Source organism: Nocardia sp. NBC_00881 (assembly GCF_045207455.1).
In the GTDB taxonomy this organism is placed as follows: domain Bacteria; phylum Actinomycetota; class Actinomycetes; order Mycobacteriales; family Mycobacteriaceae; genus Nocardia.
The window spans coordinates 6,397,097-6,419,262 of record NZ_CP108798.1 but is presented as its reverse complement, the minus strand read 5'-3'; the positions used below and the strand labels follow the sequence as shown (position 1 = coordinate 6,419,262).

The following is a 22,166-nucleotide window of genomic DNA, read 5'->3' as shown; positions in this document are numbered from 1 at the left end:
CAGGTAACCGGCCATTCTCCGCCGTGAGCGGATTCGGCAGCGTCCGTGTGCAACGCCGGAAGGCCCCGGACTCTTCCCGATAGCCTGCGCGGGACGCCCCCCAGGACCGTGGCCAGCAACCGCCAACTGGACCGCGACACCACGGGATCGGGTGGGTGACGATCGGGGGATGATCGAGATGGCGGCGGTGGTGGGGGTTGCGGCGGCGGCGGTGGGGATGGTGCTGACGCCGGGCCCGAACATGATGTATCTGGTGTCGCGCACGGTGTCGCAGGGGCGGCGGGCGGGGTTGGTGTCATTGGGTGGGGTGGCGGCTGGATTCGGAGTGTATCTCGCGGCGGCGACCGCGGGGATCACGGCGGTGTTCGCGGTAGTGCCAGGGCTCTACCTGGGCGTGAAGCTGGCTGGTGCCGCCTATATGGGGTGGCTTGCATGGCAGGCAGTGCGACCGGGCGGCGTTTCGGTGTTCGCGCCCGCGGCACTGCCCGCCGACCCGGTGCGACGACTGTTCGGTATGGGGTTGCTCACCAATCTGCTGAACCCCAAGATCGCGATCATGTACATGGCGCTGATTCCACAGTTCGTCACGCCGGAGCACGGCAGGGTGTGGCTACAAAGCCTGTGTCTGGGAGCGGTGCAGATCGCGGTGGCGCTCACCGTGAACGGCCTGATCGTCCTCGGCGCGGGCGGCCTGGCCACCTTCCTCACCGGCCGCCCGCTCTGGCTGCGCGCCCAGCGCTACCTCATGGGAACCATGCTCGGCGCCATCGCCGTGCTCCTCGCCACCGACCGTGCCCGCCCCACCCCCGCCTGACCCGCGACGAGCGGCACACGATGGCGAGACCTCTCGCGTTTGCGACAGCCTTGTGCCGTTTGTCACGCGAGGCAGCCGAGCTGGAGACGGCGCACCCCTTCGTCCAGCGTCTCGTCGCGCTTGCAGAAGGTGAAACGCACCAGATGCTTCCACGCGGCTGTGTCGTCGGCGAACGCGATGACGGGGACCGCCGCGACGCCGAGCCGCTTCGGCAGCTCCCGGCAGAACGCCAGACCGTCGGGGGCTCCGATGGGCGTGATGTCGGCACATACGAAATAGCCCCCCGCGCTGGCCTTCACGTCCAGCCCGGTATCAGCGAGTGCGGAGGAGAGGCGGATACGCCTCTCGGACAAGGTATTACGCAGATTGTCGACCCAAGCCCGCTCATGGTTGATCGCGTGTGCGACGGCCGGCTGAAACGGTCCGCCCGCAACAAAGGTCAGAAACTGTTTGGCCGCCAGCACGCCGTCGATCAGATCGGCGGGGCCGCATGCCCAACCGGTCTTCCATCCGGTGACGCTGAAAGTCTTTGCCGCACTGGACGCCACGATCGTCCGCTCGGCCATACCTGGCAGTGTCGCCAGGCTGATGTGCTCGGCGCCATCGTAGACAAGGTGCTCGTAGACCTCGTCGGTAAGCACCAGAATGTCGCGCTCGCAAGCGATGTCGGCGATTGCCTGCAGATCGGTGCGCCCGAGCACCGTGCCGGTAGGGTTGTGCGGCGAGTTGACGACGAGCATGCGGGTCGCCGGGGTGATCGCGGCGCGCAGGCTGTCCAAGTCGAGCACGAACCGGTCACCATCGGCGACCAGCCTGGCCGTGCGCCGGCGCGCACCGGCGAGAGCGACCGCGGCCGCGTAGGAGTCGTAATACGGCTCGATCAGCACGACCTCCTGGCCGGGCTCGACCAGTCCGAGCACCGCGGCGCTGATCGCCTCTGTCGCACCGACTGTCACCAGCACCTCGGAGTCGTGGTCGTACTCCGTCCCGTAGCGACGAGCCCGGTCGTCGGCGATGGCCTTGCGCAAGACCGGCATGCCGCGCCCGGGCGGGTACTGGTTGAGTCCGTCGGCGATGGCACGGCGGGCCACTTCGAGCATGCCCGCAGGCCCATCGGTATCGGGAAACCCCTGGCCCAGATTGACCGCGTCATGACGAATGGCGAGCTCGGTCATTTCGGCGAAGATCGTGGAGGCGAAGGGCCGCAAGCGGGCAACGGTCGGGGGCTGCGAGGGCATGCTCGGAGATTATCCCAGCGGCCAGCATTGTTGCCGTCAGATAGCTAATATCTATACTTCACATCGAAATCAGGATCTACCTGCATATTCGTGTGTTTCCCCAGCGCGGGTCAACCGGGCGTCTGACGGGCTCAACCGAGCCGCACCCCACCCAGCTTGGCGGGATTCGCGAGATCATAAGTACCCCAGACCAATCCATCCCGCACGGTGAAGCCCATGATCCGGGTGGGATAACCCGCCCGACCCTCTTCGGCAGGACGCCCGGCGACGACGAGGCCGAGCTGCCCGTTGACCGAGGCGAATTCGTAGATGGGCGCCGGATCCTCGTTCAGCCCGTACTTTCGTACCAGCCCCAGGAAGAAGCGGGCGATCCTTTCCGAGCCGTTCAGGATGTTCACGGCGGTGGCAGTAGTGCCGTTGGCGTCGCCGATCATCACCGATTCCGGGTGCAGCGCGGCGGTAACCGCATGCACGTCGCCGGTGCTCAGTGCGGTGAGGAAGCGGTGCACCGCGGCCTCGTGCTCAGCGTCCGGTACCGGTGCGGGCGTGTGCGCCACCGCCTTGCGGGCACGCACCGCGAGCTGCCGTGCGGCGTCGGCTGAGATGCCGAGAATATCGGAGATCTCATCGAACGGCACCGAAAGCCCATCGTGCAGCACGAAGGCCACCCGCTGCGGCGGCGTGAGGCTGTCCAGCACGACCAGCGCGGCGAACCGGTACTCCTGCTTGCGGACCACGGACTCCAGCGGGTCCGGTGCACTCGATGGGGTGCGCGCGGTGACCACAGGTTCCGGCAGCCACTGCCCCACGTAGTTTTCCCTGCGGGCGACCGCGCTGCGCAAACGGTCCAGGCAGATGCGGCTCACCACAGTGGTCAGCCAGGCCCGCAGATCCTCGATCTCGGACTGACGCGCACCGGCCAGGCGCAGCCAGCTCTCCTGGACGGCGTCTTCGGCGTCGCTGACGCTGCCCGTCAGTCGATAGGCGACCGAGAGCAAATGCGCCCGATGTGATTCGAACAGGTCGGAAAGCAGCGCGGCAACCATCACCGCGCAGTCTACGGTCCGACGGAGGCACGTTCGCGCGCGGTATCACCGATTTGCCGCCTGCGGCGCGGCGTATTCACGGCCCCTCTCGGCTCGCGTTTGTGCGACCGCCGCTTGCGACTTCGTCGCGGATGCGGCGGCCGCGCGCACGCGAGCCGGGGCAGCGACCGGCACTTGTACGACTCGCATCCGACTGGGTCGGAGGAGGCGTATCGGTCCGTTCGTCGGACGAGGTCAGCGCTCGCGCCGCCGCCGCACCGCGTCGGCCAGCCGCTCCATCTGATGGGCGGTGGTCTCCCAGTCCAGACATGCGTCGGTGATGGACTGGCCGTAGGTCAGCTCGTCGGCGTGGCCGAGCGTCAGATCCTGCCGACCCGCGACCAGGAAGCTCTCCAGCATCACGCCGACCACGCCGGGCTTGCCCGCCGCCAGCCGCTCCGCGATATCGGTGACCACGTCGACCTGCTTGTTGTGGTCCTTGTTGCTGTTACCGTGGCTGGCGTCGACTACCACCCGCTGCGGCAGCGCCGACCGGTCCAGCCGGATGCACGCCTCGGCGACCGAAGCCGCGTCGTAGTTCGGGCCGGTACTGCCGCCGCGCAGGATCACGTGGCAGTCCGGGTTGCCGGCGGTACGGATCAGCGCGGAGCGCCCGTCGAGGTCCGTGCCGGGGAACACATGGCTGGCTGCGGCGGCGCGCACGCCGTCCACCGCCACCTGGACGTCGCCGTCGGTACCGTTCTTGATGCCGACCGGCATCGACAGCGCGCTGCTGAGCTGGCGGTGCACCTGGCTGGCCGCGGTACGGGCACCGATCGCGCCGTAGGACACCAGATCCGCGATGTACTGCGGGGTGATCGGATCCAGGAACTCACAGGCCACCGGCAGCCCGAGCGCGGTGATGTCGACCAGCAGCTTGCGGCCGAAGCCCAGCCCGGTATTGACGTCGAAGGAGCCGTTCAGATGCGGGTCGTTGATCAGGCCCTTCCAGCCCAGCGTAGTGCGCGGCTTCTCGAAGTAGACCCGCATCACCACGTGCAACCGGTCGTCGAACTCAGCGGCGAGAGCCGTCAGACGGCGCGCGTAGTCGAGCGCGGCTGCGGGGTCGTGCACCGAGCAGGGGCCGACGATCACCATGAGGCGGTCGTCGACACCGTTCAGCACGTCGACGGTGGCCCTGCGTCCCGCGCGAACGGTGTCCGCGAGCGCATCGGTGATCGGGTGCACGCGACGCACCTCGGCGGGCGAGCGCAGCGGGCTGACACTCAGGGTGCGTTGATCATCCAGATCGGAATGCCGCGCGTCGACATCGGCTGCGGTTGTCATAGTCGTGGGTCCTTTTCTCGGGGCCGACCCACGGACGTGAAACCCGTACAGCCGGTCCATCGTCCGGCTCGGGGTGGAGTGTCGTCAGCGCATGTGGTTGCTGCAGACCAGCCCACCCAGGGCCGGCTTGCTAAACCAGAAATACACGCACTGCACGCTCGGCACAGTACCAGACCGTGTCATCGGCCGCGCGGACGACGCGTGTTCGCGGCCCCCTTCTGGCTCGTGTCCGAGAGCGACCGGCGCTGGCGACTTCGTCGCGGACGCATCGGCCGCTCGGACACGAGCCGGGCCGCGAACGGGCAATGCATGATCTCGCTGCGCTCGGAAGCGGGGGTCGGGCCACTGTGGTTGCTGTTTTTTGTGCAGCGGCGCTCGAGGCGATGCCGACAAGCTCAGCCCCACTGGCCGGGCACGTAATCTCCCGCCGGGGTGCGCGCGATGACATTCATCCGGTTCCAGGCGTTGATCATCGCGATGGCGGCGATGAGTGCGGCGAGCTGGTCCTCGTCGTAGTGCTTGCGCACCTCCTGCCATACCTCGTCGCTGACGGCGCGACCGTCGCCGATCCGGGTGGCCTCTTCGGTGAGCGCCAGCGCGGCCCGCTCGGCCTCGGTGAAGACGGTTGCCTCACGCCAGGCGGCGATCAGGTTGAGCCGCACGGAGGTCTCGCCCGCATGCGCGGCGTCCTTGGTGTGCATATCGGTGCAGTAGCCGCAGCCGTTGATCTGGCTGGCGCGGATCTTCACGAGTTCGTAAGTGGCGGCGGGCAGGGTGGAGTCGGTGACTACCTTGGAGGCCATGGTGAGTCGCTTGACGAAGCTGCCGGCGACGGGGTTGGTGTAGAGGTTGATGCGGGATTCCATGATGTCCGTCCTTTGTCGTTCCCGTTGGGGTTCACAAAGAGGACGACCCGGCGCCGCGAAGTGTGACAATCCCACTTTGTGAACTGGATCACTGCGCTGAGCGGCCGAGATTCCGGCCGACCGGTTACTTCGTGAAGTCGTAGGTGACGCCGGTCAGCTTCTCCGACAGTTCCCACAGCTCGCCCGCGACCTTTTCGTCCCTGGACTCCTTCGAGGAACCGGACGGGCCCGGATATCCGCGCGTGCCGCCCAGCCCGGTCGGGCCGTAGTAGCCGCCCGGCTGGATGTCGGCGGTCGCGACGTACAGCGTCGGCAGCGCGCCCATGGCGGCGCTCTGTGCGAGCAGCCGGTTACCCAGCCACATCACCTTGTCTTGGAACGACTCGGTGTGCGACTGCAGTTCGGTCGCGGCGTAGCCAGGGTGGGCGGCGACCGACAGCTTTGCCGCACCCGCGGCGGTCAGCCTGCGCTGCAGCTCACGGGCGAACATCAGATTGGCCAGCTTGGCCTGCGCATAGGCGGCCCAGCGCTGGTATCTGCGCCGCTCCCAGTTGAGATCGTCCAGGTCGATCTTTCCCATCTGGTGCGCCCAGCTGGAGACCGTGACGATTCGGTCGGAGATCTTGTCCAGCAGCAGGCCGGTCAGCGCGAAGTGGCCGAGATGGTTAGTCCCGATCTGCATTTCGAAACCATCGGCGGTGCGTGACTCGGGTAGCGCCATCACGCCGGCGTTGTTGATCAGCACGTCGGCGCGGTCGGCGCCCTCGGCGAACTCGCGCACCGAGGCCAGATCGGCCAGATCCAGCTTTCGCACCCGAACCCGCTCCCCCAGTTCCGCGGCCACCGCTTCCCCCTTGGCCACGTTCCGGCAGGCGAGCACGACATCGGCCCCTGCCGTGGCCAGCGCACGCACCGTCACGGCCCCCAAACCGCTGTTGGCCCCGGTGACGATGAACGTCCGTCCGGCCTGGTCGGACAGATTCGAGGTATCCCACCTGCTCATAGTGAGAAGTCTAATCCGCGTCGGCCGAGGATCCGCGGCGCTGCGTCTGAGCGAGAATCGCGTCGCGTCCGCATCACGGTGCGGCCGATGCCCCAGTCACCCGTGCGATTTGCCCCGTACCGCGGTCGCTGCGCCGAGGTTCGGCGGTAGACTTTCGCCGCGAGATAGGGTTGCCTAACCTAAATAGAGGGTCCTGATCGTGTGGTCCCGAGTTCAGTTATTGTGAGGCAGACCGTGACTTCGACATCCACCACGTCATCCGCGCATCGCGACGGCTATGTGCCGTTTCCCGCGCAGACGGCGGAAGCGTATCGGGCCGCCGGGTATTGGGCCGGGCGACCGCTCGGTGATCTGTTACGCGACAGCGCACGACAGCACCCGCACCGGCCCGTGCTACTCGACGGTGAACGCAACCGCACCTACGGACTTGCCACCTACAAGCTGCCGGACGTCTTTCGCCGCAGCGATAAGCTCCCCATCACCGCCGTCGGCAAGGTCGACAAGAAAATGCTGCGGGCGGAGGGCTGACCGCCCCATCGGTTACATTCTGACGAACACCTGGCGGGCAGAGCGCCACGGAGCGCTGCCCGTTGAGACCTATGCCCGCACCATGTAGGGCGCGATGCTGTCGAGCTTTTCGCAGGTCTCCTCGAACTCCCGTTCCGGCCGTGACTGACCGACGATGCCCGCGCCCGCGCGGAGCCAGGCGCCGTCGGTGTTCTGGTACACCGCGCGCAGCACGAGTGTCGCCTCCAGCGCACCGGTCGGCGAAACAATCACCACCGCGCCGGAATACAGGCCACGCGGGTCGTGATCGAGCCGGAACACCGAATCGACACCCGCACGCTTGGGAATGCCAGAGGCGGTGACGGACGGGAACAGCGCCTCGAGCGCATCCCAGCTGGACCGGTCGGCGGCCAGCCGCCCGCGCACGATGGAGGCGAGGTGCTGCACGCTGCCGCGCTCGCGCACCGCCATGAAGTCCGACACCACGGGCGTGCCGGGATCGGCGATGGCGGAGATCTCCGCGAGTGCTGTCTGCACCGAAATCGCATGCTCCACAATCTCTTTCGGATCGGTGATCAGATCTTCCCGCGCGGCCGTGTCGACCGCGTCGCCGCGGCCGAAGGCGCGGGTGCCCGCCAACGGTTCGGTGGTCACCACGCGATCGTCGTCCACGGACGCGACAAGTTCGGGGCTGAAGCCCGCCGCCTCCAATCCACCAAGCCGCAACAGGAATGACCGCGCTGGAGTGTTGTACGCGCGACCGAGTCGATAGGTGGCCGGGACGTCGACCGCGAACGGTAGATCGACCTTCCTGGACAGGATCACCTTCTGATACCGCCTTGCCTGGATCTCACCGATCGCCTCGGCCACCCGGTCCCGGTATCCGGTCGGGTCGACGCGGACGTCGACCATATGAGCTTGCGGGAGTTCGGTGTTCTGCGACTGCGCGATCAGATCGTGGATGTCGCCGGTCTCGGCGGGTGTCGCGCCGGCGACCCGCACGCCGAATTCGCCGACCCGCACCTCGATACGCGGAATCATCAAACGCACCAGCGACGTTCCGGGGTCGAGGTGTCGCGTGGCGTCGAGGGTCCATGCGCAGAACTCGAATCCGATCCAGCCATAGGTGTTTCGGCCCTCCAAGGCAAGCGTGCCGAGCGCACGGTCGATAACGCCCGCCGGATTACCCTCCCATCGACCGGAGGTGGTCTGTCCCGCCCAGGTGACCCGCAGCTCCTGCACGTCCAGTTCGATACTGCCGATCGGGTCGGCGGCGAATACCCATTCGCCCGGACGCTCGTACATGACGTACTCACCGAACCGATCGGCCCCCGCCAGCCGGGACATCGCTGCCGCTGGATCGGTCACATACTCAACCCGCGAGCGCTCCGTGGTCGACAACGATCCTCCAAGGTTATCCTGGCCTAACTTGTGGAGGTAAGGTTAGCATTACCTGGCCGCAGGCAAGGGGGTTCACAAGGCGCAGAACATGGCTCGAACTATCGGTCAGTGCCCGCCGCCAGTGCCGATCGCTCGACGCTCAGCACACTCTCCGCGCTGTGCTCGGCGTCATACGCCGTGCCGCCGCCGCGCAGTCCGAACAGTCGCTTGCTGTAGAGCAGCCAGACCACGGCGGCGATATTGACCACCAGAGCGGCTACCCGTAGCGCGGTCACCTTCTCGGTCAACTCATAGATCTCCAGAGGCAGGAACAGGCTGGTCGCGACGACGGCGAAGTACTCTCCCCAGCGCCGCACCAGCCACAAGCCGATCGCCTCGACCATCTGCAATCCGGCGTATCCGAAGATGCCGATCGCGGTCCACAGCAAAGTCGTGTTCGACAGCGAGAACGCCTCATCGATCAGATGCACGATTCTCGACTGGTCGATATCCCAACCGATCTGGTCGGCGAACGGGCGCAGCAGCGGCAGGTCCTGGTCGAACGCGGCGCGCATCGTCTGCCGCGAGGACCGGAATTTCAGCACCGCCACCGCGGCGACCACCAGCACCAGTCCCCGCGACATCCGCTCGATCGCGAGCGCGCGCATCAGCCAGCGATCGCGCAGCAGGCGCCCGCGCGGCACCTCGGGCGCGTGGTCGGCGGGCCCGGAACCGACCGGCTCACCAGGCACAAAGGTCCCGCAGCGCAGGCATCGCCAGGCCGCCCCGGCCACTGTCTCGACCCGCAGCCGGTCGGCCAAATCCTGCTCATCCGGCTCGTACGTGTAGTGGCCGTGCCAGCCACAAGAACGCAGCGCCCAGTCCATGTGCGCAGCCTAAACCGAACTCGCCGCGCCGAGTGCCTGCGCGGAATCGACCCGGCGGGCTTGAATAGGGGGGAGCGTCACCTGTGGAGGGAAGAACTTCGATGATCGATCACCGCGGCGGTTTGCCCGCGACAGCCCGGTACGGGACCACACCACAATCGGTAGTGGCCCTGATCGACGCGGCGTCGGGGGTGGAACGCGAACTGGTCGGCGCGTGGCTCGCCGACGGCGGGATCACCAAGGAGTTCGGCACCGACGCGCCGGTGACCCAGCTCGACCTGGACGCGGGCGCGGTCACCACCCGCCTGGTCGGCAGGCGAGACGATCCGCTTGTGGTCCCGGTGCGTGTGCTGTGGCTGCCGCCGGAGCGCAACGGGGTCCGGCGCATCACCTTCGCCGACCTTGCCCTGATGACCAACCCGCGCAAGCCCAACCGACTGGCACAACGCAGGCTGCGTGCCAAGTCGCCGGAGCGGCACGTCGTCCTGACCGGCGCACCCGCCTTGCTCAGTGAGCTACGCGCGAACAACCCGGAGGCGTCGGCGCTGCTCGCCAAGGGCACCGCCGAGCCGTTCGCCCGCGCCATCGTGCGCGCGGCGGTGGTGGCACTGGAGCGCGCCGAGCGCACCGTCATCGGCGACCGGTACAAGGTGCCCCGGCTGGTTGCCGAGGAGATCCTCGACTCGCCCGACTTCCTGCGCAGACTCGAGCTGATCGCCGACCAGATCGGGGCAAGCCCGCACGAGGTGTACCGCCGCGCGGAAAAGGGGCTCAACGAGCTCGTCGCCGCGCAGAGCAGGCTTGTCTCGGACCTGTTCACCCAGGCGATGCGGCCGGTACACGCGTCGACCTGGAAGGTGGACTCCGACCCGTCCGGACTGGCCGCGCTGCGCGATGTCAACCGCCGCTTCCCGCTGGTGTTCCTGCCGTCGCACCGTTCCTACGTGGACGCGTTCGTGCTCGGCGACGTGCTGGCCCGCAATGATTTTCCGCCGAACCACGTGATCGGCGGCGCGAACCTGAGCTTCTGGCCGATGGGTCCGATCGCCCGGCGCACCGGAACGGTGTTCATCCGGCGCAGTTTCGGCGACGACGAAGTCTATAAGGCCGTCGTCGAGGAGTATTTCGCCTACTTGCTGGCCAAACGCTTCAACCTGGAGTGGTACATGGAAGGTGGCCGCACCCGCACCGGCAAGCTGCGCCCACCGCGCTACGGCCTGCTGAACTACCTTGCCGCAGCGGTGCGTGCGAACCGGATCGACGACGTGATGCTGGTTCCGGTCTCGATCACCTACGAGCGGCTCAACGAACTGGGCGCCATCGTCACCGAGCAGGCAGGCGGCAAGAAGAAGCCGGAGGGACTGACCTGGATGGCCCGCTACATCCGCAGCCAGCAGCATTCGGCCGGGCACGTGTACGTGCGGTTCGGCGAGCCGCTGTCGGCCCGTGATCGTCTTGCCGCGTACGGCGATCCACTCACCAGCCCACCGCTGACCATCCCGCTGCACCAGACCGAACCGATCCCGTCGAGCCGCACCGAGGCCGGGGCCGTCGACAGTGAACCGCCGGAGATCGCCGAGCTGGAGCGCAAAGCCGTGCAGCGGCTGGCCTTCGAGGTCGCGGTCGGGATCAACGCGGTCACCCCGGTCACGGTCAACGCGCTGGCCACCCTCGCGCTGCTCGGCGTGCACGAGCGCGCGCTCACCCTCGGCGAGGTGCGCACCGTACTGGCACCGGTGCTCGGTTACATCGAGAAGCGTGATCTGCCGCGCGGTGAGCTCGACGCCCTACGCGACGAGCAGAGCCTCGCTGTCGTGCTGGAACAGCTCTCGCTGGCCAAAGTCGTCACGGTGTACCGCGGCGGGCTCGAGCCGGTGTACTCGATCGAAGCGGGAGCGCACCTGGAGGCCGCTTTCTACCGCAACAGCGCCGTGCACTGGTTCGTCAACCGCGCCATCCTGGAGCTGTCCATCCTCGCCGCGGTCGAGAGCGGCGACACCGACGCGCTGAACACCGGATGGGACGAGGCGTTCCGGCTGCGCGACCTGCTCAAGTTCGAGTTCTTCTTCCCCGACCGGGCCGAGTTCGCCGAGCAGATGGTCACGGAGATGCTGCTGGTCGACCCGGAGTGGCACAGTCACAACCGCGAGGACACACTCGGATCGGACATCCTGGCCAAGCTCACGGCCTCCGGATTCATGATGGCCCACCGCGTGCTGCGCTCCTTCATCGACGCGCAACTGGTGGTGGCCGAACGGCTGGCCGCCCGCGAGGCGGGCGACGAGATCGACCGTAAGGAATTCATCGCCGAATGCGTGGCGGTCGGCAAGCAGATGATGCTGCAGCAGCGGCTACACAGCCCGGAATCGGTTTCCACCGAGCTGTTCACCAGCGCACTGAAGCTCGCCGACAACTACGGCCTGCTGGAAACCGCAGCCCAGGACGCAGTGTCACACCGGGCGGAATCGGTCGACCGCAGGAGGGAGTTCGCCGAGCGCCTGCGAACCATCGGAATTCGGATCGCACAGGCCGCCGCGCTGGACCCGTCCAACAGGGACGCTCGGTGAGAACTCGTCGCGGACATCACCGCGGTGACAACGCAGGTTCGATGACCGACGAGCGCGCCGACCTCGACGCCGCGATCTCCGCGATCCGCTCCGGGCCACAGGGCCCCGCCGTAGCCGCGGTTTTCGACTTCGGCGGCACGATCGTCGATGGGTTCGACCAGCGGCGACCTGTGCGCAGGCCACTGCGTCGCCGTGACCTCGCGAACGTGCTGGTCGGGGGTATCCGCAACGGTATGACCGACGGCGAGTATCGCCGGTACCTCCACCACCTCGAGCAGGAGTTGGCAGGAAGGTCCGAGCAGGAGCTGGACCAGCTGGGCACGAAACTGTTCCAGCGCACCGTATACGGGCACCTGTATCCCGAAGCGTGGCGGCTGATCCGCACTCACCGAGCTGCCGGCCACACGGTTGTGCTGGTCAGCTCCCTGACCCGGTTCCAGGTGACGCCCACGGCGGAGCAGCTCGGCATCGAGCACGTGCTGTACACGCCGATGGCCGCCCGTGACGGCGTTCTCACCGGATACCCCGACGGGAAGACGCTGTGGCGCAATGGCAAAGCCGAAGCACTCCGCGAGTTCGCCGCCGCGCACGAGGTGGACCTCGCACTCAGCTACGCCTACGCCCACGGGGCCGCCGACCTGCCGTTGTTGTCGTTGGTCGGTCATCCGGTGGCGGTCAATGCCGAAGGACCGCTGGCCGAGATCGCCGACCGGCGGCACTGGACGCGGTTGTCGTTCCGGCCGCGCCGCGAGCCGCGGGCGAGCGACTACGCCCGCACCGCCGCGGCATTCGCCGGACTCTTCGGCGGCGCGTTGTTCGGTGTAGCGGCGAAATCGCCCACCAAGGACCGCCAGCAGATGGCTGACGCGCTGATGGCGCACGCGGCGCGCAACACACTGCGCATCGCGGGCGTCGAGGTCCGGGTGACCGGCGCCGAGAACGCGAAATCGCCACGCCCCGCGGTGTTCCTGTTCAATCACCAGAGCCAATTCGACATCATCATCGTTCCCGAGGTGCTCGGTGGTGGCGTGACCGGCATCGGGAAGAAGGAGCTCACCAAGAATCCGGTGTTCGGGCCGCTCATGCGGTTCGTGGGGGTGACGTTCATCGATCGGTCGAACACCGCGCAAGCCAAGGCGGCACTGCGTCCGGTGGTGGAGACCCTGCGCGGCGGGCTGTCGATCGCGGTGTCACCCGAGGGAACTCGCTCCTACACCCCTGAGGTCGGCCCCTTCAAGAAGGGCGCGTTCCACATTGCGATCCAGGCCGGGGTGCCGGTGATCCCGGTCGTGATTCGCAACGCGGGTGAGATCAGTTGGCGCAACGCGATGGTCGCCCGTCCCGGGACCGTGGACGTCGCGATCCTCGATCCCATCGACGTGGGTGAATGGGATCCGCGCGACCTGGACGCCAAGGTGGCGAGCGTGCGGCAGCTGTTCATCGACGCGCTGCTGGATTGGCCGAAGTGATCGCCAGGGAGATCCACTTACCCGAAACGGCCGGGGCACCGATCCGGCGGATGCGTGGCCCTGGCGTCGCGCTCAGACCGCGCGTCCGAACAGGAGCTTCCATGGCATCAGCGCCGACTCCAACTGCACCTTGAGGCTCATCTTGGACGCACCGAGGGTGCGCTCCTCGAACCGGATCGGGACCTCCGCGATCGAGATCTTCTTCTTGATCGTGCGGTAGTTCATCTCGACCTGGAAGGAGTATCCGTTACTGCGGATCGAGGCGACATCGATGGCGCGCAGGGTGTCGGCCTTCCACGCCTTGAAGCCCGCGGTGGCGTCGTTGACGCCGAGGCGCAGGATCAGGTTCACGTAGAAGTTGGCCCAGGCCGAGAGCGCCTTGCGATACCACTTCCAATCGGCGGCGGTCGAGCCGCCGGGCACGTAGCGTGAGCCGAGCACGACGCCCGCGTCCGTGGTTCGCAGCTTTTCCAGCATCGCCGGGATCACATCGGCTGGATGCGACAGGTCGGCGTCCATCTGGATGACCACGTCCGCGCCGTCGTCCAGCGCCCGGGTGATGCCTGCGATGTACGCGCGCCCGAGCCCATCCTTCTCGGTCCGGTGCAGCACGCCGACCACGTTCGGCAGCTCAACGGCCAGCTTGTCCGCCACCTCGCCGGTGCCGTCCGGCGAACTGTCGTCCACCACCAGCACGTGCAGGTCGGGCACCGGCAGCGCGGTCAGCCGCTCCACCGCAACCGGCAGATTCTCCCGCTCGTTGTAGGTCGGCACAACAACGGTAACCCTCAAGGGTCGCCCTCCCTGCTGATCCTGGTTTCCGCTCGAAGCCCACGCCAGGACCATCGAGCATTCGTCTGATTTCTGGAGAACCGTACTTGATGCACCTGACCGCGAGCTGAGCGGCCGCACCGCGCGGGACGCCCTTCGGTGCGCCGACCTGCGGCTCAAGATCAACTTCACCGCGCCGGGGAACATCCCGTGCGCCCCGGGCCCGGCGGGACGACAGCATCCGCCGAGACCGCCTCAGCGCGCCGAATTCACGTGGTGGAGTAGCGCACGGACGTGAGATCCATTGCGGCAGACAGCAGCACCACCTAGTCGCCGTCCCGCCAGGCGCGATCCCGGGCATCCTCCCGCTCGTTGCGCGCGTGCGCGATCTCCAGAGCCCGCTCGGCCGTCGCCTGGTCCGGATACGGCCCCATTCGATCGCGGAACCAGCACTGCCGTCCTTGCTCGGCCCGATTGTGCTTCAAGCAGTAATACCAGCGCTCAGCCATACTTCCAGCATCCCACCGGACACCGCTCCCGCTTCACATTTTCCTTTCATCGGGTGCCGACGCGACGATCGGAATTCCCGCGGACTTACCAAAGACTCGAGTAATGGATGGCCGCGTCGCAAACCAGAACGGCCCCGAAGAGGACGAACAGAACGCGCACCGATTTCGGGCCATATGCCGCAAGAACGCGAACGACTTTTCGATAGACGCGCCGAGCCCGGGTCGTGCCCCGCACGGCGAAGGCGAGAATCACCACCGGCGGCAGCAATGCGAGCGCACAATAGGCGACCACGATCAGCGGCCACAGCGTCGGCAATGGATTCCGCGCGGAGAGCATCGCCAGCCCGGCCAGATAAGGAACCGCCGTCGGCGCCTGCGCGATACCGATCGCCACGCCGATCAACGCGAGCGCCCACGGTTGCCGTCGCATAGGCGTCGCCCATTCCGGGGCCGACGTTCGGCCGGTCATTCGAATGCTCGCGAGGGCGATCAGCACCGCGCCGAGACCGAGTTCACACCGATACCGCACCGTCGGGGTGATCTCGAGGTCCACCAGATCGGTCAGAAAGCCGATTCCCAACACAGTGCAGAGCCCGAACGCGGTGGTGACGGCGAAGACCCCGGCCAGGAAACTCAGTCCACCGACCAGCGGCGAGCGGCGGCTCAGCCTGCTGTCGAAGACGACGACCGTGGTGACGCCGACGAGCAGGACGTCGAGCGAGTCGAGAAAGGCGAGACCCGCGAGCGCGAGGAGAAGGGTCGGCATGGCGGCGCCAGCCTACCCACCTGCTGCGAGGCGACCGAGCACACAACCACGAAGAATCGTGCATCGCGATGGGGTCCGCCACTCCTGAGAACGGTTTCAGCCCCGCTACGGCACATAACTATCCGACCGGCCGTGTCCGGAGGTCGGAGTCGTCGGTCATGGTTGTCTGCTCACGGGTATGGCATGAAAAAATCCCCCCGACCGGGCTATCTGTCAGGGGGATCGAGTGGCCAGGGCCGGGATCGAACCGGCGACCTTCCGCTTTTCAGGCGGACGCTCGTACCAACTGAGCTACCTGGCCGCAGGCACCCGAAGTGAATGCCATACGCGAAACGCCGGATTGCTCCGGCGCTTGCTTGCGACCCTGACGGGACTCGAACCCGCGACCTCCGCCGTGACAGGGCGGCGCGCTAACCAACTGCGCCACAGGGCCATGCTCTGCTACCAACGATCCGAAAATCGTACCCCCTACGGGATTCGAACCCGCGCTACCGCCTTGAAAGGGCGGCGTCCTAGGCCGCTAGACGAAGGGGGCTCGCCCCGGATTTCTCCGGACCGGCTTTCAACGGCTGTCCGTTGGGAGCTGGGATAGCTTATGACAGACCGGACCGGATCCCCAAACCGGCTGGTCAGAGCCCCAAACTGAGCTCCTCCAGGCGGGCTTGGGTACGCCAGCCGTCACTGCGGAAATTCGCCAGCCACTCCGAGGTCGCCATCGCCTCGATCACCACCTCGAGCGCTTCCTCGAACCGCGACCGCAGATCGACCGGACCACTGATCAGGTCGACCATGTACCGCTGGCCGGCCAGTGCGGCGGCAAGTGTGCGGGTGAACCGGTCGGGATCGGCGTCGGCGCGCAGCTGCCCGTGGTCGATGGCGCGCACGGTGAGCACCCTCGTCGTGCGGCCGACGATGCGTCCGCCGCCCGCTTGGACGTCGCGGTAGAAATCCGGCTCGATGATCAGCCGATGCTCGGCCTGCACGATGATGTCGTGCTCGAGCCGCAACGCGATCTCGTCGACCATCCCGTGCAGGATGTCCAGCGGAGTGAGATCCGCTCGCGCAAGCCAACGCTCGGCGGAGGCACGGTAGCGTTCCACGGCGGTCTCCAGCACCGCGCGCGCGAGGTCTTCCTTGGAATCGAAATGGAAGTACATGGCGCCCTTGGTGGCACGCGACCCTTCCAATATGCGGTTGAGCGATGCAGCGGCATAGCCGCTCTTCCCGAACTCAACGGCGGCGGATCTGATAATCGCCGCGCGTGTCCGGCGGGCCCGCTCTTGCTGCCGTGCCATGCTCGAAACGCCTCCGAAGCCTACTCGCCGCCAAGCAGCCACCCCCAAAAGGAACAGACCCTTGGCGCGAAGTTATGAGTTTTTATCAATACTTCAAACCGGGTTTTCGCCCAGTTTCAAACTTTCGGTACGAAAACTTGCGAAAAACCTGAAACACACCAGCTGGTATAGTTTTCCTGCCCGGGCGCGCCGCAGGGGGTGCGCACCCGGGCATTTCTTCGTCTCGGACCTGCCTCCTCCTGCGGCATCGAGTTCCACCGAGCCGCAATCGGCCGGACCGACCGCAGCACCTTCGGGCACACCAACGATAAGCCGAATTCCGCATCACCGAGCGAGTCGGCGATTCTTCCGGAATTCACCAAGGCGTCACCGTACCCGGAAACCCGGTCCGACACGCGGCAAAACGACGAGTCAAGCAGCCATCCCGCTCCGCTTTCAGTAACGGCAAATATTTGGCAACATGAAACCCTCGTCCCACGGCTGCGCGAATTCGCCAGCGGCCCAGTGATGTTCACCCGAGCTGATCGGCCAGCCGACCGACCGGCCACCGAGGGCGCCTCGCTCGCCAACCCGCCCCGCGAGCCACCCCGCGTCGAGGGCCCCCACTTCCATAAAATCCAAACACATTGCTAGCCAACATGATTGGATGATATCCAGACCCGGGCACGATGAACAAAGCTGGGTGGCAAATGTTTACCGCCTGCATCGTCGCCCGCGCGCCCCGCGTTACCCCGGCACAGCACCGCTCACGGCGGCAGACGATCGTCACCGACCACGGCGTCGACCGGACACTCATCACACCCCAGTCGACCGCACCTACCGACATCAACTCCCCCGATTGGGGCATCGGGCACCGATCGCACTACACTGTTTCTCCGCGCCCCTATAGCTCAGTTGGTAGAGCTACGGACTTTTAATCCGCAGGTCGTAGGTTCGAGCCCTACTGGGGGCACTCGTCGGGCGCCCGGGGTTTCCCGGGCGCCCGACCCTTATTTTCGGTGAGAGGTCACCACGGAGAGGTGCTCACCGCGCGAATAAGGCACAGCACATTCCACTCGGGTTTTCCCTGCTGTGAGCACAAGGTCGGCAGTACCCAGGCCATCCCTCCTGATGACTTCCTTCGACGATTCGCTCTCCGTGATCACTGCCCTGAATCGCCGAGAAGCTCGGCGTCGACCAGATCTCTCCAGGGCGACCTGCCCACCCTGCTCGGCGGCTGCGGGCCCGGCGGTAAGCCGCAACCTGGTTGGTCGGCGCGCCGCGATAGGACGGCGACCTGATCGAAGGCGAGTGCGCGGTCTATATCGATCAGATCGGACTCTTCGGTCGGCTGGACGATCATCGATAAACGGCTTCGGTAACGACGACGGCACGGTGGTCAACGCGCTCTGAGCCATCGACGGACCGAGGCAACGATCTGATCGCGATCCCGGCGCCGACCATGCCCCGTTCATCTGCTCTCCTACCTGGCGAGCACATAAAACGGAGGCAGCGGCACGGCACGCCGCAGACCTGGTACGCGGCCGGCCGGATCGGGCCGGGTCTGCGGCAGGGGCGGCAAGAATGACGGCAGCGGCCAGAGCTCTAGGGCGTGGGCGCTGGCCGAAAACGTGGGCGGCATGCCCGGAAAGTGCTGGATAGCGTGTTCCGCGGAAAGCCATGACGCGCCCGAGCGCGCGTTTCGTCCTCGTCGGCGCGACGGCCGTACATCTGTGCGTTCCGGCACTATGGGATGCGACATGTCGGGCTAACACCGCTTCGGTCCGTGGCGATAGTCCCCTCGCGGCGGCCCGAACCCATACACTCGTGAGGATCGCAGAACGCCAGTAACAGCGCATGACGTGCATCACCAGGGCATCAATTGACTAACGGATGCGTTTCGCATCACACCTACGGTGCCGTAAGGTATGGCCGCATCGGCATCGGTCTACCGTGGGGATGACCTGTAAGACCGGACGCACACACTGAAGGGTTCATACATGGCAAGGGATCTGACTCAACTCGAGCTTCTGACGGAGTTGGAGCCGGTTGCCGAAGAAAACGTCAACCGGCACTTCTCCTTGGCAAAGGAATGGCATCCGCACGACTACGTCCCGTGGGACGAAGGCCGCAATTTCTCCGCACTCGGGGGCATCGATTGGGATCCGGACCAGTCCCGGCTGAATGAGGTCGCGAAGGCGGCCATGATCACCAACCTGCTCACCGAGGACAATTTGCCGTCCTACCACCGGGAGATCGCCGAGAACTTCTCCCAGGACGGCGCGTGGGGCACCTGGGTGGGCCGTTGGACAGCCGAGGAGAACCGACACGGCATCGTCATGCGGGACTACCTCGTCGTCACCCGTGGTGTCGACCCGGTCGCGCTCGAAGAAGCCCGGATGATCCATATGACGAACGGCTTCGCCTCCCCCGCCGACGCCGATGCCGGATTCCTGCACTCGGTCGCGTATGTCACGTTCCAGGAGCTGGCCACCCGCGTCAGTCACCGCAATACCGGCAAGGTCTGCGACGATCCGATCGCCGACCGCATGTTGCAGCGCGTCGCCGCCGACGAGAACCTGCACATGATCTTCTACCGCAACATGTGCGGCGCCGCCCTCGACCTGTCTCCCGACCAAGCTATCGAAGCGATCACTCTGATCCTGGAGAACTTCCAGATGCCCGGCGCGGGGATGCCCAACTTCCGCCGCAATGGCGTGCTGATGGCCAAGCACGGCATCTACGACCTGCGCCAGCACCTGGAGGAGGTCGTCCAGCCGGTGCTGAAGAAGTGGGACATCTTCGAGCGCACCGACTTCACCGCCCGCGGTGAAGCTGTCCGCGAGCGGCTCGGCCTCTTCCTCGAGAAGTTGGCCGGCGATGTGCTCAAGTTCGAGGAGCAGCGCGATCGCATGCTCGCCCGCGAAGCCGCCAAGCGCGAGCGCCAGATGGCGGGCAGTACCGTGGGCTGACGGCATACTCCTGGCACAACGGCGCCGTCGTCCGGACTTCTGGATGGCGGCGCGCCTATTTCCCGGCTCCGGCGGAACCACACGGATTTCCGAATTCGGGAGAACTACGGCAGCGCCGACGAGATCATGAAGAGAACCATCGTTCATGGACTCTGACCGCTACTCCGGAAGGCCGACGAGATGACAACAACAACCCAGGGTGGCGCCGTGCTCGCAGGCAAGGTCGTGGCCATCACGGGTGGGGCTCGCGGTATCGGCCGGGCCACCGCAGAGGCGTTCCTCGCCGCGGGTGCGGCCGTCGCGATCGGTGACATCGATATCGAGCTGGTCGCCAAAACGGCGGCGGAGTTCGGCGCCGATCCGGACGCGAAGGTGATAGGCCTGCCCCTGAACGTCACCGACCGCGACTCGTTCGCCACCTTCCTCGACGCGGTTGAGCATGAGCTCGGCTTGGTGGACGTACTGGTGAACAACGCGGGCATCATGCCGACCGGTCTGTTCGCCGACGAGGACGAGGCGATGACCGACCGCATCATCGACATCAACCTGCGCGGCGTCTTGACCGGTTCACGGCTGGCGATCACGCGCTTCCTGGCGCGTGGCAGCGGCCACCTCGTCAATATCGCGTCGCTGGCGGGCACGCAAGGCTTACCCGGCCTTGCGACCTACTCCGCGACCAAGCACGCGGTGGTGGGATTCACCTCGGCGCTGCATCTGGAGCTGAAGGAACACGGCGTGCGGGTCTCGGCAGTGCTGCCGGGCATCGTGCGCACCGAGCTGTCCGCGGGCGCCAACATGCCGAAGTGGATCACGCCGCTGACCACGGTGGACCCGGAGGACGTCGCACGGGCGATCGTCGGCACGGTTCTCCGGCCACGTCCGCTGGTGACGGTGCCGCGCAGGCTGACCGCGATCATCAAGTCCACACAGCTGCTGCCCTACCGCGCCCAGCTCGTGGTGGCCCGATTCACCGGGGCGACAACGGCGTACGCGCAGGCCGACCCGAAGCTCAGGGAGAAGTACCACCGCAGGCTGCGCGGCGAATAGTGGCAGCTCGACAAGGAGAGGTGCCGTCGACAGTACAGGCTCGATCGCGGCAGCTGGACCTCAGCGTTTCGGGGCGTGCGATCTCGAAGGATCGCAGTGCGCGGCTGACATGTCCGAGCCATCTGGCCTCGTCGAGCAGCGTGTCAGCGCCACCGTGTTGCGCGAACAGGGTCATCGTCGTGTTGTGTTGGGGTGGTATGCCTGCCCGCTTCGCCCGGATCGCGGCCGCGATGACGGCCGCCTCGATCATCGGGCCGCGCTCGTGGTCCGGCAGGCCGAGCGCGTCGGAGCGTTCGGCGGCGAGTTGTCGCGCCCGTGGATCGGCATGCCCGCGCAACGCCAGTTGAGCATCCCGAATGTCGACAACCCGGCGACAGAGCCGAAATTCGGCGTCCCGTAAAGGATTCCATTCACGGCCGATGGGGAGGGGCACAGCGCTCGCCGTTCCGGTGGCGGATGTCAGGTGCCCGCTCAGCTCAATGAGTTGTCGTTCGGCGCGGTGGCATCGGTAAGCGTGGAGCAGCGACCCGAGGAGCTCACCGCCAGAGGGCAGCGCCATCCCTGCGATGAGGATGAGCAGTCCCGTTACAGTGAGTAGCCCATCGACGGTCGCGTACATCGGCTGGGGTGTGTGGCCGAGATCGGCTGCGACGAGCACGTAACCGAGGAAGGCAAGGCGCGCGATCACGGCGATGCCGCCTATCGCGATAACCCGGAATCCGATGCGTAGCCATGGCTTCGCAGTGAGCACGGCGTAGCGAAACCCGAACACGACCGCCGCAACGGCGCTGACACCGACGTAGCAGATGAACAGATACCGATACCGAGCACCGTTCGGGGACGCCGGCGGGAAGGCGGCGAACAGCGAGACGACTGCGGCGACGACGACAACGAATCCCGCACAGCACAGCGGCGACCTACGGCGCGCGATCTCGGCCGGTGTCGTGAGGTACACAAACCATATCTGGCTCGCGCACACCGCGAGCATCGCTGTGACGTCACTGAGCATGACGCCGATTGTCGGAATACGGGTGTGGTGGTCGATGGCATCGGATTCGAGCCAGAGCATCATCGTCGCCAGGATCGCACCAGTGAAAAGCGCACTCGCACGGTGCATCCCGTTGTCCGGATCCCGCATGATGTCGCGAGCCTTGATGGCCAGGACAGTGACGCAAGCGAACGCCGTGAGCAAGATGAGGAGAATCGGGTCGGGGGTCACAGTGAGTTATCCAAGCGGCGGACTATGTCGGCGATCGCCGGATCGGCGGCGATGGTGACCGGCTGGCTCGACCGGTGCGCGCGCCGCAGGAGCAACGTCGCCGTCATCTCCGCCTCGGTCTCCTGCTCGGTCGATCCGCAGGACCTGGCGAGAACCTGTCCCTGGATCTCATGGGCGATGTGCACGAACACGCAGTTCCGTCGATCTTCGCCGATCGGCTGACCCGTGTGGCCGAGGAGCAGATGCGCGAATTCGTGAAAGATGATCTGCTGGCGGTGAATCGGACTAGCGGACTCCTCGTAGATGACGGAATGCCCGTGTTCGTCGGTGATCAGCAGCCCGAGTGGGCTCGCCGGCGGCAAGGCCATCGGGATCAGTTCGATCCGTCTGCCCACATGACTCGCCAAACGCTCGCGCACCTCGCCGATACCGAAACGAACCGGTAGCCCGAGCACGTCGATTCGCCTCTCGCAGCGCTTCCGCAAATCTGTAGTCCGCATGGCAG

19 protein-coding genes and 4 tRNA genes are annotated in these 22,166 nt (G+C 66.3%); 7 read left to right on the top strand and 16 right to left on the bottom strand.

All coding sequences use genetic code 11. The annotated features are described in order from the left end of the window. Positions 1-169 precede the first annotated feature (169 nt). Positions 170-814: a LysE family translocator gene (locus OH799_RS27760; protein WP_406269919.1), complete on the top strand. Its 645-nt coding sequence runs from the start codon at positions 170-172 to the stop codon at positions 812-814. A gap of 62 nt (positions 815-876) precedes the next feature. Here OH799_RS27760 and OH799_RS27755 read toward each other — a convergent pair whose 3' ends face one another. The 5 genes from OH799_RS27755 to OH799_RS27735 form a co-directional block, all read right to left on the bottom strand. After that, entirely contained in the window at positions 877-2,052 is a 1,176-nt protein-coding gene (locus tag OH799_RS27755; protein ID WP_406269916.1) for a pyridoxal phosphate-dependent aminotransferase, read from the bottom strand. Positions 2,053-2,183: 131 nt separating this feature from the next. Continuing rightward, positions 2,184-3,098, bottom strand: coding sequence for a sigma-70 family RNA polymerase sigma factor (locus OH799_RS27750; protein ID WP_406269913.1), 915 nt, complete (start codon positions 3,096-3,098; stop codon positions 2,184-2,186). Positions 3,099-3,332: 234 nt separating this feature from the next. Continuing rightward, positions 3,333-4,424 (bottom strand): 3-deoxy-7-phosphoheptulonate synthase, encoded by a 1,092-nt coding sequence (locus tag OH799_RS27745; protein WP_406269911.1) that lies wholly within the window; start codon positions 4,422-4,424, stop codon positions 3,333-3,335. A 395-nt stretch (positions 4,425-4,819) separates the two neighbouring features. Beyond that, positions 4,820-5,290, bottom strand: a complete 471-nt coding sequence (locus OH799_RS27740) for a carboxymuconolactone decarboxylase family protein (protein ID WP_406269908.1) — start codon at positions 5,288-5,290, stop codon at positions 4,820-4,822. 124 nt (positions 5,291-5,414) lie between these two features. Beyond that, positions 5,415-6,293, bottom strand: a complete 879-nt coding sequence (locus OH799_RS27735; RefSeq protein ID WP_406269905.1) for an oxidoreductase — start codon at positions 6,291-6,293, stop codon at positions 5,415-5,417. A 234-nt stretch (positions 6,294-6,527) separates the two neighbouring features. On the opposite strand from OH799_RS27735, the gene OH799_RS27730 reads away from it, so the two are divergent. Next, positions 6,528-6,821 carry a hypothetical protein gene (locus OH799_RS27730; RefSeq protein ID WP_406269901.1) on the top strand — a complete coding sequence of 98 codons (294 nt, stop codon included), beginning with the start codon at positions 6,528-6,530 and terminating at the stop codon, positions 6,819-6,821. A 69-nt stretch (positions 6,822-6,890) separates the two neighbouring features. Here OH799_RS27730 and OH799_RS27725 read toward each other — a convergent pair whose 3' ends face one another. Both OH799_RS27725 and OH799_RS27720 read right to left on the bottom strand, forming a co-directional pair. Continuing rightward, complete coding sequence (locus OH799_RS27725) at positions 6,891-8,201, bottom strand: salicylate synthase (RefSeq protein WP_406269899.1); 1,311 nt, start codon at positions 8,199-8,201, stop codon at positions 6,891-6,893. A gap of 98 nt (positions 8,202-8,299) precedes the next feature. Beyond that, complete coding sequence (locus tag OH799_RS27720) at positions 8,300-9,067, bottom strand: DUF2127 domain-containing protein (RefSeq protein ID WP_406269896.1); 768 nt, start codon at positions 9,065-9,067, stop codon at positions 8,300-8,302. A gap of 101 nt (positions 9,068-9,168) precedes the next feature. On the opposite strand from OH799_RS27720, the gene OH799_RS27715 reads away from it, so the two are divergent. Then, positions 9,169-11,634 (top strand): glycerol-3-phosphate 1-O-acyltransferase, encoded by a 2,466-nt coding sequence (locus OH799_RS27715; RefSeq protein WP_406269893.1) that lies wholly within the window; start codon positions 9,169-9,171, stop codon positions 11,632-11,634. A 41-nt stretch (positions 11,635-11,675) separates the two neighbouring features. Continuing rightward, on the top strand, positions 11,676-13,103 hold the full coding sequence (locus OH799_RS27710; protein ID WP_406269890.1) for an HAD-IB family hydrolase: 1,428 nt from the start codon (positions 11,676-11,678) through the stop codon (positions 13,101-13,103). 72 nt (positions 13,104-13,175) lie between these two features. Here OH799_RS27710 and OH799_RS27705 read toward each other — a convergent pair whose 3' ends face one another. The 7 genes from OH799_RS27705 to OH799_RS27675 form a co-directional block, all read right to left on the bottom strand. After that, a complete protein-coding gene (locus tag OH799_RS27705) occupies positions 13,176-13,949 on the bottom strand; it encodes a polyprenol monophosphomannose synthase (protein ID WP_406269887.1) in 774 nt (257 codons plus the stop codon). 251 nt (positions 13,950-14,200) lie between these two features. Next, the gene (locus tag OH799_RS27700; RefSeq protein WP_357263132.1) at positions 14,201-14,383 is read right to left on the bottom strand and encodes a hypothetical protein; all 183 of its coding nucleotides are present in this window, start codon (positions 14,381-14,383) and stop codon (positions 14,201-14,203) included. An 85-nt stretch (positions 14,384-14,468) separates the two neighbouring features. Then, on the bottom strand, positions 14,469-15,149 hold the full coding sequence (locus OH799_RS27695; RefSeq protein ID WP_406269883.1) for a GAP family protein: 681 nt from the start codon (positions 15,147-15,149) through the stop codon (positions 14,469-14,471). A 227-nt stretch (positions 15,150-15,376) separates the two neighbouring features. Continuing rightward, positions 15,377-15,450 (bottom strand) — tRNA-Phe (locus OH799_RS27690). 58 nt (positions 15,451-15,508) lie between these two features. Then, positions 15,509-15,582 (bottom strand) — tRNA-Asp (locus OH799_RS27685). Between the two features lie 29 nt (positions 15,583-15,611). Further along, positions 15,612-15,684, bottom strand: a tRNA-Glu gene (locus OH799_RS27680). 94 nt (positions 15,685-15,778) lie between these two features. Next, positions 15,779-16,444: a TetR family transcriptional regulator gene (locus OH799_RS27675; RefSeq protein WP_406269880.1), complete on the bottom strand. Its 666-nt coding sequence runs from the start codon at positions 16,442-16,444 to the stop codon at positions 15,779-15,781. Positions 16,445-17,323: 879 nt separating this feature from the next. Between OH799_RS27675 and OH799_RS27670 the strand changes: the two genes are divergently transcribed. From OH799_RS27670 to OH799_RS27660, 3 genes are all read left to right on the top strand, one after another. After that, positions 17,324-17,396 (top strand) — tRNA-Lys (locus OH799_RS27670). Between the two features lie 1,027 nt (positions 17,397-18,423). Further along, positions 18,424-19,395, top strand: coding sequence for an acyl-ACP desaturase (locus OH799_RS27665; protein ID WP_357263118.1), 972 nt, complete (start codon positions 18,424-18,426; stop codon positions 19,393-19,395). Positions 19,396-19,575: 180 nt separating this feature from the next. Continuing rightward, complete coding sequence (locus tag OH799_RS27660) at positions 19,576-20,442, top strand: SDR family oxidoreductase (RefSeq protein WP_406269877.1); 867 nt, start codon at positions 19,576-19,578, stop codon at positions 20,440-20,442. On the opposite strand, the gene OH799_RS27655 is transcribed toward OH799_RS27660, so the two are convergent. Together OH799_RS27655 and OH799_RS27650 are read right to left on the bottom strand one after the other, a co-directional pair. Then, positions 20,405-21,661, bottom strand: a complete 1,257-nt coding sequence (locus OH799_RS27655; RefSeq protein ID WP_406269874.1) for an MAB_1171c family putative transporter — start codon at positions 21,659-21,661, stop codon at positions 20,405-20,407. The two genes, OH799_RS27660 and OH799_RS27655, sit on opposite strands and share 38 nt — an antisense overlap. Then, positions 21,658-22,161, bottom strand: a complete 504-nt coding sequence (locus OH799_RS27650; RefSeq protein WP_406269871.1) for a hypothetical protein — start codon at positions 22,159-22,161, stop codon at positions 21,658-21,660. The genes OH799_RS27655 and OH799_RS27650 overlap by 4 nt, the downstream gene beginning before the upstream one ends. Between the last annotated feature and the right edge of the window lie 5 nt (positions 22,162-22,166).

What these genes read in the sequence shown, in the direction of transcription:
- OH799_RS27745 (WP_406269911.1), bottom strand. Translation starts at nt 4,424, where the DNA reads ATGACAACCGCAGCCGATGTCGACGCGCGGCATTCCGATCTGGATGAT.
- OH799_RS27715 (WP_406269893.1), top strand. Translation starts at nt 9,169, where the DNA reads ATGATCGATCACCGCGGCGGTTTGCCCGCGACAGCCCGGTACGGGACC.
- OH799_RS27760 (WP_406269919.1), top strand. Translation starts at nt 170, where the DNA reads ATGATCGAGATGGCGGCGGTGGTGGGGGTTGCGGCGGCGGCGGTGGGG.
- OH799_RS27695 (WP_406269883.1), bottom strand. Translation starts at nt 15,149, where the DNA reads ATGCCGACCCTTCTCCTCGCGCTCGCGGGTCTCGCCTTTCTCGACTCG.
- OH799_RS27700 (WP_357263132.1), bottom strand. Translation starts at nt 14,383, where the DNA reads ATGGCTGAGCGCTGGTATTACTGCTTGAAGCACAATCGGGCCGAGCAA.
- OH799_RS27705 (WP_406269887.1), bottom strand. Translation starts at nt 13,949, where the DNA reads ATGGTCCTGGCGTGGGCTTCGAGCGGAAACCAGGATCAGCAGGGAGGG.
- OH799_RS27660 (WP_406269877.1), top strand. Translation starts at nt 19,576, where the DNA reads ATGACAACAACAACCCAGGGTGGCGCCGTGCTCGCAGGCAAGGTCGTG.
- OH799_RS27720 (WP_406269896.1), bottom strand. Translation starts at nt 9,067, where the DNA reads ATGGACTGGGCGCTGCGTTCTTGTGGCTGGCACGGCCACTACACGTAC.
- OH799_RS27755 (WP_406269916.1), bottom strand. Translation starts at nt 2,052, where the DNA reads ATGCCCTCGCAGCCCCCGACCGTTGCCCGCTTGCGGCCCTTCGCCTCC.
- OH799_RS27750 (WP_406269913.1), bottom strand. Translation starts at nt 3,098, where the DNA reads ATGGTTGCCGCGCTGCTTTCCGACCTGTTCGAATCACATCGGGCGCAT.
- OH799_RS27650 (WP_406269871.1), bottom strand. Translation starts at nt 22,161, where the DNA reads ATGCGGACTACAGATTTGCGGAAGCGCTGCGAGAGGCGAATCGACGTG.
- OH799_RS27735 (WP_406269905.1), bottom strand. Translation starts at nt 6,293, where the DNA reads ATGAGCAGGTGGGATACCTCGAATCTGTCCGACCAGGCCGGACGGACG.
- OH799_RS27675 (WP_406269880.1), bottom strand. Translation starts at nt 16,444, where the DNA reads ATGGCACGGCAGCAAGAGCGGGCCCGCCGGACACGCGCGGCGATTATC.
- OH799_RS27740 (WP_406269908.1), bottom strand. Translation starts at nt 5,290, where the DNA reads ATGGAATCCCGCATCAACCTCTACACCAACCCCGTCGCCGGCAGCTTC.
- OH799_RS27710 (WP_406269890.1), top strand. Translation starts at nt 11,676, where the DNA reads ATGACCGACGAGCGCGCCGACCTCGACGCCGCGATCTCCGCGATCCGC.
- OH799_RS27665 (WP_357263118.1), top strand. Translation starts at nt 18,424, where the DNA reads ATGGCAAGGGATCTGACTCAACTCGAGCTTCTGACGGAGTTGGAGCCG.